Raw genomic sequence first — 14,321 nt, forward strand, 5'->3', positions numbered from 1 at the left:
CTAAAAAATTATTTAGCGTGTTTAGCATATTTAGTTTTAAATTTATCAATACGTCCTGCAGTATCAATAAGTTTAGATTTACCTGTGTAAAAAGGATGAGAAGTTCTAGAAATCTCCATTTTAAAAACTGGATATTCAACACCTTCGTGTGTAATAGTTTCTTTAGTTTCTACTGTAGATTTAGTTATAAAAACGTCTTCGTTAGACATGTCTTTAAAAGCAACTAATCTGTAATTTTCTGGGTGAATTCCTTGTTTCATTGTGTAAATCTTTTATTTGTTATGAAATAGTTTGTCTTGATGCTTTTGTATAAAAGGTATCGACTTACTAAAACTTTTATTTATTATTTTTAATTTCAGTTTGCAAAAGTACAATATTATTTCTTATTTCAAATAAATACTTTGTTTTTTTTGACATTAATTTAGCTTCACAATGTGTTAAGAATTATTATATTTGTGAATTAATTTTAAACTTATAAATTATGAATGAAGTTATTAAGAAAAATGCCATAAATTATGGATTAATTATTGGGTCGTTTTCAATACTTTTAACTACAATAATATATTCTCTTAACGTCGAGTTATTTTTGTCAGGATGGATTTCTTTTTTTAAAATTACTGTTTATTTAACACTGTTCATTTTACTCTTATCTAAAACAAAAAAAGAGTTAAAAGGAATATTCACTTTTAAAGATGCTTTTACAACTTATTTTATTGCATCAGTAATTGGAATCTTATTGGCTACATTATTTGAAATTATTTTATTCAATCTAATTGATCCATCTTTAAAAGAGACTTTAAAAGAAATGTCAATTAAATTTACAGCTGAATTATTAGAAAAATTTGGCACTCCTACATCTGAAATCAATAAAGCAATTAGCGAAATTGAAAAAACAGACCAATTTTCTTTAATGAAGCAAGTTCAAGGACTTTTTATGTATTTTCTAATAGCTGCAATTTTTGGATTTATTTTGGCTGCAATTTTTAAATCAAAAACTACAGAACATAATTAATGAATTTATCCATAATTATCCCATTATTAAACGAGCAAGAATCGTTACCCGAATTACATTCATGGATTGTAAAGGTAATGACAGCTAACAATTATTCGTATGAAATTATCTTTATTGATGATGGAAGCACTGACGAATCTTGGAATGTAATTGAACAACTTTCTAAAGAAAACACATCTGTAAAAGGAATTCGTTTTTTGAGAAATTTTGGAAAATCGCAAGCATTACACGCAGGTTTTGCTGAAGCGCAAGGCGATGTAATTATTACAATGGATGCCGATTTACAAGACAGTCCAGATGAAATTCCAGGTTTATATAAAATGATTTTAGATCAAAATTTTGACTTGGTTTCTGGTTGGAAAAAGAAACGATACGACTCTGTAGTATTTAAAAATTTACCTTCTAAGTTATTTAATTGGGCTGCAAGAAAAACTTCTGGTGTGCATTTAAATGATTTTAATTGTGGCTTAAAAGCTTATAAAAATATAGTTATCAAAAATATTGAAGTTTCTGGCGAAATGCATCGATATATTCCTGTACTTGCCAAAAATGCTGGTTTTGGAAAAATTGGAGAAAAAGTAGTTATTCATCAAGCTAGAAAATATGGCGAATCTAAATTTGGAATTAATCGTTTTATAAATGGTTTTTTAGATTTAATAACTATATGGTTTTTATCACGTTATGGTAAACGACCGATGCATCTTTTTGGAGCTTTTGGTGTTTTAATGTTTTTAATTGGTTTTATAGCAACCTTGTTTATTATAGTTGTAAAATTGGTTAAACTATATTCTGGATACGAAACAATTTTAGTTGCTAATAATCCACTGTTTTATATAGCGTTAACCGCAATGATTATTGGTACACAATTATTTCTTGCAGGATTTCTTGGCGAAATTATACTTCGTACAAAAAATAATGAGGAACGTTATAAAATTGCTACTGAAGTAAATTTATAAGTACAACTTGAGGACAAAAATTGCGTCCTCAAACAAATACATACTATGGAAATAGAGGTTATTCAAAATAAAATTTATGAAATTCGAGGTTGTAAAGTGATGCTTGACTTTGATTTATCAGATTTATATGAAGTTGAAAATAAAAGACTTAAAGCATCTGTAAGGAGAAATATAAATCGTTTTCCTGAAGATTTTATGTTTGAGTTAACCGAAATTGAATTCAATTCTTTAAGGACTAAAATTTCGTCCTTAAAGAATTTAGGAAGAGGACAACATACTAAGTTTTCACCTTTTGCATTTACTGAACAAGGTATTGCAATGCTTTCTAGTATTTTAAAAAGTGATAAAGCTATAGAGATTAATATTTCAATAATGAGAACGTTTGTAACTATTAGACAATTTGCAATAAATTATACTGAATTGCAAAATAGAATAAATGAAATTGAAGGTCAGTTTCCAGAAATATATAATGTATTGAATTATTTAGTTGAAAAAGATAACAAAGAAGAAGTTAAAGAAAGAACTAAAATTGGATATAAAAAATAATTTTTGAATAATAGTAAGAATTTAGCCCTGACCTGTCTGCCGACAGGCCAGTAGTAATGAAAAGCTTTTTGGACTAATGACTATTTTTTGCCAAATAAAAAAAGTGACCATAGAAGCTCTTTTTTATTTTTGCAAAAAAAGGAATTAGGGCAAAAACTTGAAATGAATAGCCGGAAGTTGCTACTGAGACTCTGAAATAAATTCAGAGAAATTAAAAAAGACGAGATTGCTTTGTGCCTCGCAATGACAGTTATGAACATAGAAAAAAACATACTAGACAAAGTAAACGAATGGTTATCGCCAACATTTGACAGCGAAACACATGACGCAATTAAAGAAATGATGACTTCGTCGCCAAAGGATTTAGAGGAAAGTTTTTATAAAAACTTAGAATTTGGAACTGGCGGAATGAGAGGAATTATGGGTGTTGGAACTAACAGAATTAATAAATATACGTTAGGAAAAAACACTCAAGGATTGTCGGATTATTTAAAAAAGTCGTTTGTTGGCGAGCAAATAAAAGTAGCAATTGCTTATGATTGTCGTCATAACAGCGATACTTTGGCTAAAATAGTTGCTAATGTTTTTTCTGCCAACGGAATTCACGTGTATTTATTTAGCGAAATGCGAACTACGCCAGAATTATCTTTTACGGTTAGACATTTAAATTGTCACGCCGGAATTGTATTAACAGCATCGCACAATCCTCCAGAATACAATGGTTACAAAGTATATTGGCAAGATGGTGGACAATTGGTTCCGCCACAAGATAGAGAAATTATTGAGTTAATTGAAGCATTGAATTACAGCGAAATAAAATTTGAAGCCAACGAAAATTTAAACATGCCTAACGGCAGTCAGGTTGAATATATTGATACGAAGGTTGATGAAGCTTTTGTAAAATCGACATTAGAAAATTGCAGTTTCAATACTCCAAAAGAAGCTAAAGAAAATTTAAAAATTGTATATACATCTTTACACGGAACTTCTATAAAATCTATTCCAACGGTTTTGGAGCAAGCAGGTTATAGTCACGTAAATATTGTTGCAGAGCAAGCTGAACCTAATGGAAATTTTCCGACAGTGAAATCGCCAAATCCAGAAGAACCAGAAGCGTTGACAATGGCAATGGCACTTGCAGAAGAAAAAAATGCTGATATTGTTGTTGGAACTGATCCAGATTCTGACCGGCTTGGAGTTGCGGTTAGAAATAACGAAGGCAAAATGATGCTTTTAAACGGCAACCAAACAATGATTATTATGACTGCGTTTTTATTAGAACAATGGAAACGTAACCATAAAATTAATGGAAAACAATTTATAGGTTCCACTATAGTTTCTACACCAATGATGTTGGAATTAGCAAGTGCTTATAATGTAGAATGCAAAGTGGGTTTGACTGGTTTTAAATGGATTGCAAAATTTATTAAAGATTTTCCAAACGAGCAATTTATTGGTGGTGGCGAAGAAAGTTTTGGATTTATGGTTGGCGATGCCGTTCGAGATAAAGATGCCGTTGGTGCAACCTTATTAATTTGCGAAATTGCTGCACAAGCCAAAGCTGCTGGAAGTTCTATTTATAAAGAACTTTTAAACCTTTATGTAGATCACGGATTTTATAAAGAATCGTTAATTTCATTGACTAAAAAAGGAATTTCTGGCTTGCAAGAAATCAATCAAATGATGGTTGATTTGCGTGAAAATCCGATGAGTGAAATCAATAATCAACGAGTGGTTTGTATTGATGATTATGAAAATTCGACTTCTAAAAATGTATTTACTAATGAAGTTGAACCAATTTTAATTCCGAAATCAAATGTGTTGATTTATTATCTAGAAGATGGTTCTAAAATTTGTGCAAGACCAAGTGGAACTGAACCAAAAATTAAATTCTATTTTAGTGTCAATGCACCTTTAGATTCTGTTGAAAATGCTATTTCTGTTGAAAGAGAACTAGATGACAAAATAAAAAATATAATTACTGATATGAATTTAATCTAATGGATGAAAATATAAAAAAAATATTTCCTTTTGTTAAACCATACAAATCAAACGTTGTTTGGAATGTTATTTTTAATGTTCTGTATGCATTATTTAGTACACTTTCGTTTATTTCATTAATTCCAATGATGAAAGTGTTGTTTAATGACGCCGAAAGAGTTACTAAAACACCAGTTTATAAAGGAATTTTTAGTATTTTGGATTATGGAAATGATTATTTATATTTTTTCATAACCCAACTTACAGAAACTAAAGGTCCACAATTTGCTTTAATTTTAGTAGTTTTACTTGTAATAACAACTTTCTTATTTAAAAATTTATTTAACTATTTAGCATCTAATCATTTAATGCATCTAAAAAACGGTGTTTTAAAAGATTTGAGAAATAAAATGTATAACAAAATAATAGATTTACCAGTTTCCTACTATTCTGAAAAAAGAAAAGGAGACATTATGGCAAGAATGTTGGGCGATGTAAACGAAGTTCAAAATTCGTTTTTTTCTATCTTAGAATTAATTGTAAAAGAGCCAATGACAATAGTTTTTACAATAATTGCAATGTTTGCCATAAGTGTAAAACTTACATTATTTGTATTTATTTTTATTCCAATTTCTGGATTTGTAATTTCTAAAATAGGAAAAAGTTTAAAATCAAAATCAGAACGAATTCAATATGAAAACGGTTATTTAATTTCTATTGTAGAAGAAAGTCTGTCGGGTTTAAAAGTGGTAAAAAGTTATAATGCTGAGTCAAATTTTAAAACTAAATTTGATAATTCTGTAACTCGATTGTTAAATTTATCGAATAGTATTGGAAGAAAAAACAATTTAGCATCGCCAATGAGTGAGTTTATGGGAATTGTCGTAATTGCAATATTATTATGGTACGGTGGAAATATGGTTTTAGTTGAAAAATTCGCCAATGGAAAACCATTATTAGATGGTGCAAAATTTTTGGCGTATATGGGTTTAGCATACAATATATTAACTCCAGCAAAAGCAATTTCTAAAGCTTCATATCAAGTAAAAGGTGGATTAGCAGCCGCAGCACGTGTTTTTGAAGTTCTGGAAGTTGAAAACACAATTACAGATAAAGAAAATGCAATTGTAAAAACCTCTTTTGATACTGCTGTAGAAATTAAAAATATTAACTTTAAATATGAAGATGAAAATGTCTTGAAAAACTTTTCTATTAAAGTTTCTAAAGGAAAAACTATAGCGCTTGTTGGACAATCTGGTAGCGGAAAAAGTACTATTGCTAATTTATTGACTCGTTTTTATGATGTTCAAGAAGGAACCATTTCTGTTGACGGAATTGATATTAAAGATATGACAATGAATTCGTTAAGAGGATTAATTGGTTTGGTCACACAAGATTCTATTCTTTTTAATGATACTATAAAAAATAATATTCTTATTGGAAAACCCAATGCAACTGATGAAGAAGTATTTGAAGCATTAAAAATTGCAAATGCTTATGAATTTGTAAAAGACTTACCAAACGGATTTGAAACCAATATTGGCGATGCAGGAAACAAACTTTCGGGTGGTCAAAAACAGCGTTTATCAATTGCAAGAGCAGTTTTAAAAAATCCACCAATAATGATTCTTGATGAAGCTACATCAGCATTAGATACTGAAAGTGAAAAATTAGTTCAAGTTGCTTTAGAAAATATGATGCAAAACAGAACATCAATTGTAATCGCGCACAGATTATCTACAATTCAAAAAGCTGACACCATTATTGTGATGAAAAAAGGCGAAATTGTAGAACAAGGAACGCATTTAGAACTTTTGGCTAAAAATGGAACGTATGCTAATCTAGTTACTTTACAGAGTTTTGAATAATTAAATTTCAAATTATGAAAAGAGAATATTTTGGAATGTTGTTTATTGTGTTTTTTGTAGCGTCAATTTTTATTGGCATTTATTTTTTGGGTGATGAAAAGGTAGAACATTATATTAGTACTTTTATAGTAGTTTGGGTACTTTTAGGTTATTATGTTGGACAATATTCTATGCGATTTCCAAAAGGATTTTAACTTTAAAATAACGATTTGAATAAATTTAATTAAATATTTTTGTTAGATTTAACATTTGTTTAAATAATTATATTAGTACATTTACAATAATTGTTTTTTAAATCTTGCCAAAACTTTATACAAACAGAATTATGGTAACAATCGTCATGAAATTAATTACAGTTTTAATCTCTGTGATTATTAATATATTCTTTTAATAAGAAAATATAATTTATTTTTATTAAATAGGATTGTACTCTTGAACCTTCCAATCTTTAGATAGTAAATCTACAAATTGATAGTGCACTTTATCGTCTTTATCAAAATCTCCATTTTTGTTGATGTCTTCTATAGTTCTAAAGTATAATCTGTTTTGTGAATCAATGATATTCCAATCTATTAATTCTTGATATTCAACAGATAATTTTGTAAAATTTTTACCTGAAACATCACTTATATATAAGTTTTTAATATCGTTACTGTCTAATTTTTCGTCTTTGTTAGAATCCATATCTTCCAGAACATAGACTAATAGTTGTTTTTTAGTTTTGTCTGCAAAAGTTTTTAAATAAGTAACTCGTTCAATCAAAACTGGTTTATCTGTTAAAACTGTCAAAGAATCTGAACCAATTTGTTGAAATTTAAAGTTGCTTAAATAACCTGTAATTTCAAACTCACTTGAATTAGAAACCACAAAACTTTCTCTATCTGAGCCAGAATATTTTACTTTAGAACGACTATCAGAAATACTAAATTCTCCTATTGGAAAAAGCAAAACCGATGTTCCTTCCATTTGAAGAGGCAAATCGGCAAGTAAAATTTTGCTTGCATCAACTTTTAACTCTTCTTTTGGTTTTGATGCGTTTTCATAAATTACTTTGGGTTTTTCAACTTCTTCTTTGCAACTTACTAAAAGCGTAAAGAAAGAAAGCAAAATATATTTAGAAATGTTTTTCATAATAGTAATAATTAGATAGTCAAAAATAGTGAAATATTTCTACAATCTTGCAGTCAGTTTTAGATTAAAAACTCTTGTTGTCATGTAATTAGGAATTCCATATTGATTCTTGGTATAAGCATCACGAACCCAAGTATTAGTAATAGTATTTTGATTATTGAACATATTAAATATTTCAAAACCAATGGCTAAATCTTCAAATTTCTTTATCCAATGTCCATCTGGTCGTTCATTATTTTTTTCGGTAAATACATAAGAAAATCCAACATCGGCACGACGATAATCTCTCAAACGACTTTGGTATTGATAAACATCTGCATAAGATGGTGATCCGCCAGGCAAACCAGTATTATAAACTAAATTTAAATATAATTTCAAATTAGGAATGTTTGGCATATAATCTTGAAATAAAATACCAAACTTTAATCGTTGATCTGTTGGTCGTGCAATTAATCCTCTATTATCTTGATTCTCTTCTGTTTTTAAATATCCAAAGCTAAACCACGATTCTGTTCCTGGTACAAATTCTCCATTTAATCTGCAATCAAATCCATATGAATATGCAGTTGCATCATTATTGGCGCGATATCTTATTCTGACGTTTTCTAATGTATAAGTATTTACATCGGTCATTGTTTTGTAATATGCTTCAGAAACAAGTTTAAAAGGTCGACTCCACATTTTAAAATTATAATCATTTGCCAATACAAAATGAATAGATTTTTGAGCTTTTACATTGGGTTGCAAAGCTCCATTTTGGTCACGCAATTCTCTATAAAATGGTGGTTGGTAATAAAACCCGGTTGAAAATCTAAAAATCATATCTTTTTCCCAATCTGGTTTGAGAGAAAATTGTGCTCTAGGCGAAAATACTGTTTGGCTTTTACCATTATTTATTGCATCACCAGAAACTAACCAATTGTGTGCTCTAACTCCAAAATTCATCCATAAATCACTTTTCCCAAGTGTTGTTTTGGTGTTCAATTTAGCAAAACCAGAAAACCTATCAATAGTAACAAAATTGGTTGCTCTAACATCTTGAAAAGGAACTAATGGTCCAACATAAGGATTATAAGGTTGGTCATTTTGTGGCAAATCAATAATTGGTGGATTTATTGAAAATCCTGCCGAATCTATAACTTCCCATTCAACAATTCTATCTCGAATATCTTCACGAGTATATTTTAAACCCCAATCAATCTGAAATTTTTTCTTGACATTGTGTGTTCCTTTAATTTCTGTATTAATTATTAAAGCATCTAAATCGTTTCTTGCGTGGTTTAATTGTGCACCAATTGCTCTATTATAAGTTACATTACCAAAATTTTCTGAACCAATATTAGAATCTACTTCGCCAAGATAATAGGCAGCATCAATATCATAATATTCTTGTTCTTGAGTATGGTAAACAGATGTTATTAATTTGTAATTAGATTTTTCGCTTGCAACGAAAGTTGTTTTTACAGCTCCAAATAAAGTTTGATATTTGTCATTTTCTTGTCCTTCATAAAAAACTAAAAGTGCAATTGGTTCACTAATAGTTCCAAAATTTGTTTGACGCGTTAATGGCTGATAATTATACTTGTTTTGAGAAGCATTTCCCAAAAAGCTAAATTTCCATTTTTTAGATGCATCAAAGTTTACGTTGGTTTGAACATCAACAAATGTAGGTTTAAAATTGGTTTGGGTTTCTTGACTGTTTACCAAAAGTGAATTGTCTCTATACCTAATTCCGGTAATTGCTGACCATTTTTTATTTTTAGAAACTAAATCAACTGCTGCACTTCCGCCAAGAAAACTTGCTTCAAATGCTGCTCCAAATTTGGTTGGTTTTCTATAGGTAATATCTAAAACCGAAGACATTTTATCACCAAACTTTGCTTGAAAACCACCTGCTGAAAAATCTATATTTTTAACTAAATCTGTATTGGTAAAACTCAAACCTTCTTGCTGACCAGATCTAATTAAAAATGGTCTATAAACTTCTATTTCATTTACATAAACTAGGTTTTCATCATAATTTCCGCCACGAACATTATAACCCGAACTTAATTCATTATTATTATTTACTCCACCAAAAGTTTTTAAAACACTTTCTACACCAGCATTTGCACTTGGATTTTTTCTAATTACATCTGATGAAACACTTATAATTCCTTGAACTCTACGTTTATTACTAGTAATAATAACTTCGCTCAATTGCTCATCACTATCACTCATAACAGGATTGTATTCTAGAATTTCGTTATCTTTTAATTGATAGGTTGCTGTAATTCTTTTTAAAGAAATGTGTGTAAAAACTAAAACCACTTTTTGATTGGAAGGAACATTAACTACATAAAATCCATCTTTGTTGGTTGTAGTAGATTTACTTTGATAACTAACATTTACACCTTCTACAGGATTATTGTTTTCATCAAGAATGACTCCAGTTACTTTTGCAGATTGTGCAAATGAAAAAAAGCTTACTAATATAAAAAGTAATGATAAAAGGTGATTTTGTGCTTTCAATAGTTATTATTTTTGACTTCTATTAAATTGAGTTTCAAAGATAGTAGAATTTCCGACATTATCTGTCACTACAACTTTGAGTTTATTTGCTCCTTCCAACAATAATTCGTTGTTAAAAATATGTGTTATTCTTTTTAATTTAGATTCATATTCAAACAAAACCCATTTATCATTTAAATATCCATTATAGGTTTTAATTCCAGACAAATCATCCGAAATAGTTAGCGAAACACTCTTTTGAGCCGTAATCCATTTACCTTCAATACTTTTCGCAATAACAATTTTCGGCAAAGTTGTATCTTTGGCCAATGTAAACTGTCCAAGATATTTTGTTTTACAAGAGAACGTATTAGCAGTAAGTTTTGTTGCAATATAATTTAATTTATTTTTATTTATTGCTGCAATAAACATCTTTTTTTTATCTTCTTCTGATGAAATTGAATCTTCAAAAGATATAGTAAAATTACTGTGAGCAGCAACAGTATCATCGTGTAAATAAAGTATTTTATTTCTAACATCAAAATTCAAATAAAAATCTTCATAAAAAGTTGCAGCAGGAAAATCTATGATTACATTATCTTTTTCAAAATTATTTTCTCTAGTATATTTAACCAAGTAAGGAGTTTTTTTAATATCAGATATTAATGTTGGTTTAATGTCTAAATATGATATTGGAATTGTAATTATTGTTTTATTATTATTAAAATCAGAAATCTCTATTTTCTTTATTTGATTAGAATTTGGCATTATATCTATTATTCCATTTTCAAAATTTTCTTTAATATTGCTCCAAGAATAATTGTTTTTCATAAAGAGTTTTTGAATTCTTTGATGTGATTTTTTGTATCGATTATAATCAATAAAATAATTAATGAATCTAGCTTCATCAAATGAAAGTTCATCTAATTCATAACTAAAGATTGATTTTCCGCTAGATTCTAATGCAGCTTTGTAAATTCCATTATTATTAAATGAAACATTATCAATATCATAAGCATTTATTCCGAAACCTATTCTTCCTTTACCCAAAACTTTTTCTGACATATAAGTTCCATCTTTTTGTAGCGATAAATTTAGGTTTACTGGTTGTTGTGATTGATTTACAATAGAATTTTCATCTATAGGAAAAACTACAAGTCCTGTAACAATAGGTTTTTTAGTATCAGGCAAAAATTTATCAAACCCAAACAACAACGGATTTATTGTTTTTTCGGTTTTATTTTCTCTAATTTCAAAATGCAAATGTGGACCTTCAGAACCGCCAGTATTTCCAGAAATTGCAATAACATCACCTTTTTTTACAGGCAATTCGTTTGCTTTAAAAAAAGCTTCAATTTCATAAGCTTTTTCTGCATACTGCAATTCTATAATTTTATTTTGAATTTTTCCAACAGCTTTTTGCAAATGTCCATAAACAGTTGTATAGCCATTTGGGTGAGTAATATAAATTGCTTTACCATATCCAACAGTAGAAATTTTTATTCTAGAAACATAGCCATCACCTACTGCATATATGTTTAAACCTTCTCTTTGGTTGGTTTTAAAATCGAATCCAGCATGAAAATGATTTGGTCGCAACTCTCCAAAGTTACCTGATAATTGCATTGGAATATCAAGCGGTAATCTAAATTCATCTTTAGGAAATTGCTTTTGTGCAAATGATAAAAGTGCAAATAATAATGTAATTGGTATAAATTTCATTTATTAATAGGTTTTTGGCTAAAATATAAAAAAGTTTATTAGTAGTAAAATAAATATAATTCTTAATTATAACTCACTACTAAACAATTTATTAGAATTAAAAGAAAAAATATATGCACTTTTTTACTAAAAATATTGCTTTAATAGATTAGGAATTATAAATTTGTAAGATTAAGTAATGAATATTGTGAAGTATGAGTGAAATTGCAGAAATAATTGATACTCTTGAAACTAAGATTCAAAAATTGTTTAATAAAATAAATGATTTAGAACAAAAAAATCAAGTGTTACAGAGTGAATTAAAAATTTCTAGCAGTGCAGTTCAAAATCAAGATTTGGCAGTTGAAACGTTAAAAAAAGATTATGAAACACTCAAAATAACCAATTCGTTACTGGGCAGTGAAGATTATAAAAGAGATACAAAGCTTAAAATAAATTCATTAATTCGTGAAATTGATTATTGCATAGCACAGCTATCAGATTAAAACTATGGATGAAAAGCTTAAAATTAAATTATCAATTGCAGACCGAGTTTATCCATTAACAGTAGATATGTCTCAGGAAGAAGGATTGCGAAGTGCTTCTAAAAAAATTGATTCAATGATTAAGCAATTTGAAGAAAGTTATGCCGTTAGAGATAAACAAGATGTATTGGCAATGTGTGCTTTACAATTTGCATCTCAGGTTGAACAAAAAAAAGTAGATAACGCCATTGATGGTTCTGAATCAATAGAAAGATTAACAAAGTTAAATACAATTTTAGACGAGTATCTTAATAAATAATAATAAAAAACGTTCTTTTAAATAAGCTAAAAATACTGCCTACATTAGTTCATTTTTGGTAAACTCAACACTAACAAATTAAAATGAGTAAATCGTCGCTTCTATAGCATGCCATCCTTGAGTTGGAAGCTTGAACAGTGAGTTAGCTCAAAACTTGTCTATACGAGTTTATTCAAGCAATTAATGTAGGTTTTTTTTATATATAAATTTTAACACAAACATGGACATAGTATCTATAATTATCGGAATAATAGTTGGAATTGCTGGAGGTTTTGCTGTAGCAAAAATGCTAGAAAAAAGTAATGCATCTAACTTTATTAAAAATGCAAAGAACGAAGCGGCATCAATACTTAAGGATGCAAAATTTGAAGCAGAAAACACTAAAAAAGACAAATTACTTCAAGCAAAAGAGAAATTTTTAGAATTAAAATCAGAACACGAAACCGAAATTTTAGCCAAAGAAAAAAGAATGGCCGAAGTTGAAAAAAGAATTCGTGATAAAGAATCGCAAGTTTCTAGTGAATTATCTAAAGCCAAGAAAATAAACGACGATTTTGAAGCAAAAACATTAGAATATACCTCTAAAGTTGAAATGCTTGATAAAAAGCATCAAGAAGTTGAAAGAATGCATAAAGGACAGATTGAACAATTGGAAGTTATTTCTGGTTTGTCAGCCGAAGATGCCAAGGAACAATTAGTTGAAAGTTTAAAAGCTGAGGCAAAAACTAAAGCCATGGCTCACATTCAAGAAACTATTGAAGAAGCTAAACTTACTGCTGCTCAAGAAGCCAAAAAAGTAATTATTAGTACAATACAACGTGTTGGAACAGAAGAAGCTGTAGAGAACTGTGTTTCTGTTTTCAATATAGAATCTGACGATGTTAAAGGAAGAATCATTGGTCGTGAAGGAAGAAATATTCGTGCTCTAGAAGCTGCAACTGGTGTTGAAATTATTGTAGATGACACTCCAGAAGCAATAATCCTATCTTGTTTTGATCCTGTAAGAAGAGAAATTGCACGTTTATCATTACATAAATTAGTAACTGATGGAAGAATTCACCCAGCAAGAATCGAAGAAGTTGTTGCTAAAACCACTAAACAAATAGATGATGAAATCATAGAAGTTGGAAAACGAACTGTGATTGATTTAGGAATTCATGGTTTACATCCAGAATTAATTAAAATAGTTGGAAGAATGAAGTATCGTTCTTCTTATGGTCAGAATTTATTGCAACACTCGCGTGAAGTTTCAAAACTTTGCGGAATAATGGCTGCTGAATTAGGATTAAATGTAAAATTGGCCAAACGTGCTGGTTTACTTCACGATATAGGAAAGGTGCCAGATGCTGAAAGTGATTTGCCTCACGCTCTTTTAGGAATGCAGTGGGCAGAAAAATTTGGAGAAAAAGAAGAAGTTTGCAATGCTATTGGTGCTCACCACGACGAAATTGAAATGAAATATTTAATTTCGCCAATTATTCAAGTATGTGATGCCATTTCTGGTGCAAGACCTGGTGCTCGTCGTCAAGTATTGGATTCTTATATTCAACGATTAAAAGATTTAGAAGAAATTGCTTTTGGATTTAATGGCGTTAAAAATGCCTATGCAATACAAGCTGGTCGTGAGCTTAGAGTTATTGTAGAAAGTGAAAAAGTGAGCGACGATATGGCACAAAATTTATCGTTTGAAATATCTCAAAAAATTCAAACTGAAATGACTTATCCTGGTCAAGTAAAAATTACAGTTATTAGAGAAACTCGAGCTGTAAATATTGCTAAATAATATTTAGAATTATACTACATAAAAAAAGGTTCGTATAAACGAACCTTTTT

General features: G+C 29.1%; 13 protein-coding genes. 9 read left to right on the plus strand and 4 right to left on the minus strand.

Features of this window, described 5'->3' with window-relative positions:
* Window positions 1-8 precede the first annotated feature (8 nt).
* Window positions 9-260 (minus strand): type B 50S ribosomal protein L31, encoded by a 252-nt coding sequence (locus ACH2BO_RS05590; protein WP_395043766.1) that lies wholly within the window; start codon window positions 258-260, stop codon window positions 9-11.
* A gap of 221 nt (window positions 261-481) precedes the next feature.
* Here ACH2BO_RS05590 and ACH2BO_RS05595 point away from each other — a divergent pair, with 221 nt between their 5' ends.
* From ACH2BO_RS05595 to ACH2BO_RS05620, 6 genes are all read left to right on the plus strand, one after another.
* Window positions 482-1,012, plus strand: a complete 531-nt coding sequence (locus ACH2BO_RS05595) for a DUF4199 domain-containing protein (protein WP_395043767.1) — start codon at window positions 482-484, stop codon at window positions 1,010-1,012.
* Window positions 1,012-1,968: a glycosyltransferase family 2 protein gene (locus ACH2BO_RS05600; protein WP_395043768.1), complete on the plus strand. Its 957-nt coding sequence runs from the start codon at window positions 1,012-1,014 to the stop codon at window positions 1,966-1,968. The genes ACH2BO_RS05595 and ACH2BO_RS05600 overlap by 1 nt, the downstream gene beginning before the upstream one ends.
* 45 nt (window positions 1,969-2,013) lie before the next feature.
* Complete coding sequence (locus tag ACH2BO_RS05605) at window positions 2,014-2,514, plus strand: ORF6N domain-containing protein (RefSeq protein ID WP_395043769.1); 501 nt, start codon at window positions 2,014-2,016, stop codon at window positions 2,512-2,514.
* A gap of 252 nt (window positions 2,515-2,766) precedes the next feature.
* Window positions 2,767-4,515 (plus strand): phospho-sugar mutase, encoded by a 1,749-nt coding sequence (locus ACH2BO_RS05610; protein WP_395043770.1) that lies wholly within the window; start codon window positions 2,767-2,769, stop codon window positions 4,513-4,515.
* The gene (locus ACH2BO_RS05615) at window positions 4,515-6,362 is read left to right on the plus strand and encodes an ABC transporter ATP-binding protein (RefSeq protein WP_395043771.1); all 1,848 of its coding nucleotides are present in this window, start codon (window positions 4,515-4,517) and stop codon (window positions 6,360-6,362) included. The genes ACH2BO_RS05610 and ACH2BO_RS05615 overlap by 1 nt, the downstream gene beginning before the upstream one ends.
* A gap of 14 nt (window positions 6,363-6,376) precedes the next feature.
* Window positions 6,377-6,556, plus strand: coding sequence for a hypothetical protein (locus tag ACH2BO_RS05620; RefSeq protein ID WP_395043772.1), 180 nt, complete (start codon window positions 6,377-6,379; stop codon window positions 6,554-6,556).
* A gap of 220 nt (window positions 6,557-6,776) precedes the next feature.
* On the opposite strand, the gene ACH2BO_RS05625 is transcribed toward ACH2BO_RS05620, so the two are convergent.
* Genes ACH2BO_RS05625 through ACH2BO_RS05635 form a run of 3 tightly spaced genes read right to left on the minus strand, consistent with a single transcriptional unit; the run spans window position 6,777 to window position 11,705 of the window.
* Window positions 6,777-7,493, minus strand: a complete 717-nt coding sequence (locus ACH2BO_RS05625) for a hypothetical protein (protein WP_395043773.1) — start codon at window positions 7,491-7,493, stop codon at window positions 6,777-6,779.
* A 39-nt stretch (window positions 7,494-7,532) separates the two neighbouring features.
* Window positions 7,533-10,004, minus strand: a complete 2,472-nt coding sequence (locus tag ACH2BO_RS05630; RefSeq protein ID WP_395043774.1) for a carboxypeptidase-like regulatory domain-containing protein — start codon at window positions 10,002-10,004, stop codon at window positions 7,533-7,535.
* Between the two features lie 6 nt (window positions 10,005-10,010).
* Window positions 10,011-11,705, minus strand: a complete 1,695-nt coding sequence (locus tag ACH2BO_RS05635) for a M23 family metallopeptidase (RefSeq protein ID WP_395043775.1) — start codon at window positions 11,703-11,705, stop codon at window positions 10,011-10,013.
* Window positions 11,706-11,899: 194 nt separating this feature from the next.
* Here ACH2BO_RS05635 and ACH2BO_RS05640 point away from each other — a divergent pair, with 194 nt between their 5' ends.
* From ACH2BO_RS05640 to rny, 3 genes are all read left to right on the plus strand, one after another.
* Window positions 11,900-12,190, plus strand: a complete 291-nt coding sequence (locus tag ACH2BO_RS05640; protein ID WP_395043776.1) for a hypothetical protein — start codon at window positions 11,900-11,902, stop codon at window positions 12,188-12,190.
* Window positions 12,191-12,194: 4 nt separating this feature from the next.
* Window positions 12,195-12,488 (plus strand): cell division protein ZapA, encoded by a 294-nt coding sequence (locus ACH2BO_RS05645; protein ID WP_395043777.1) that lies wholly within the window; start codon window positions 12,195-12,197, stop codon window positions 12,486-12,488.
* Between the two features lie 220 nt (window positions 12,489-12,708).
* Window positions 12,709-14,271: a ribonuclease Y gene (rny, locus tag ACH2BO_RS05650; RefSeq protein WP_395043778.1), complete on the plus strand. Its 1,563-nt coding sequence runs from the start codon at window positions 12,709-12,711 to the stop codon at window positions 14,269-14,271.
* Window positions 14,272-14,321 lie beyond the last annotated feature (50 nt).

It is taken from the genome of Flavobacterium sp., from assembly GCF_043773265.1.
Taxonomy (GTDB): Bacteria; Bacteroidota; Bacteroidia; order Flavobacteriales; family Flavobacteriaceae; genus Flavobacterium.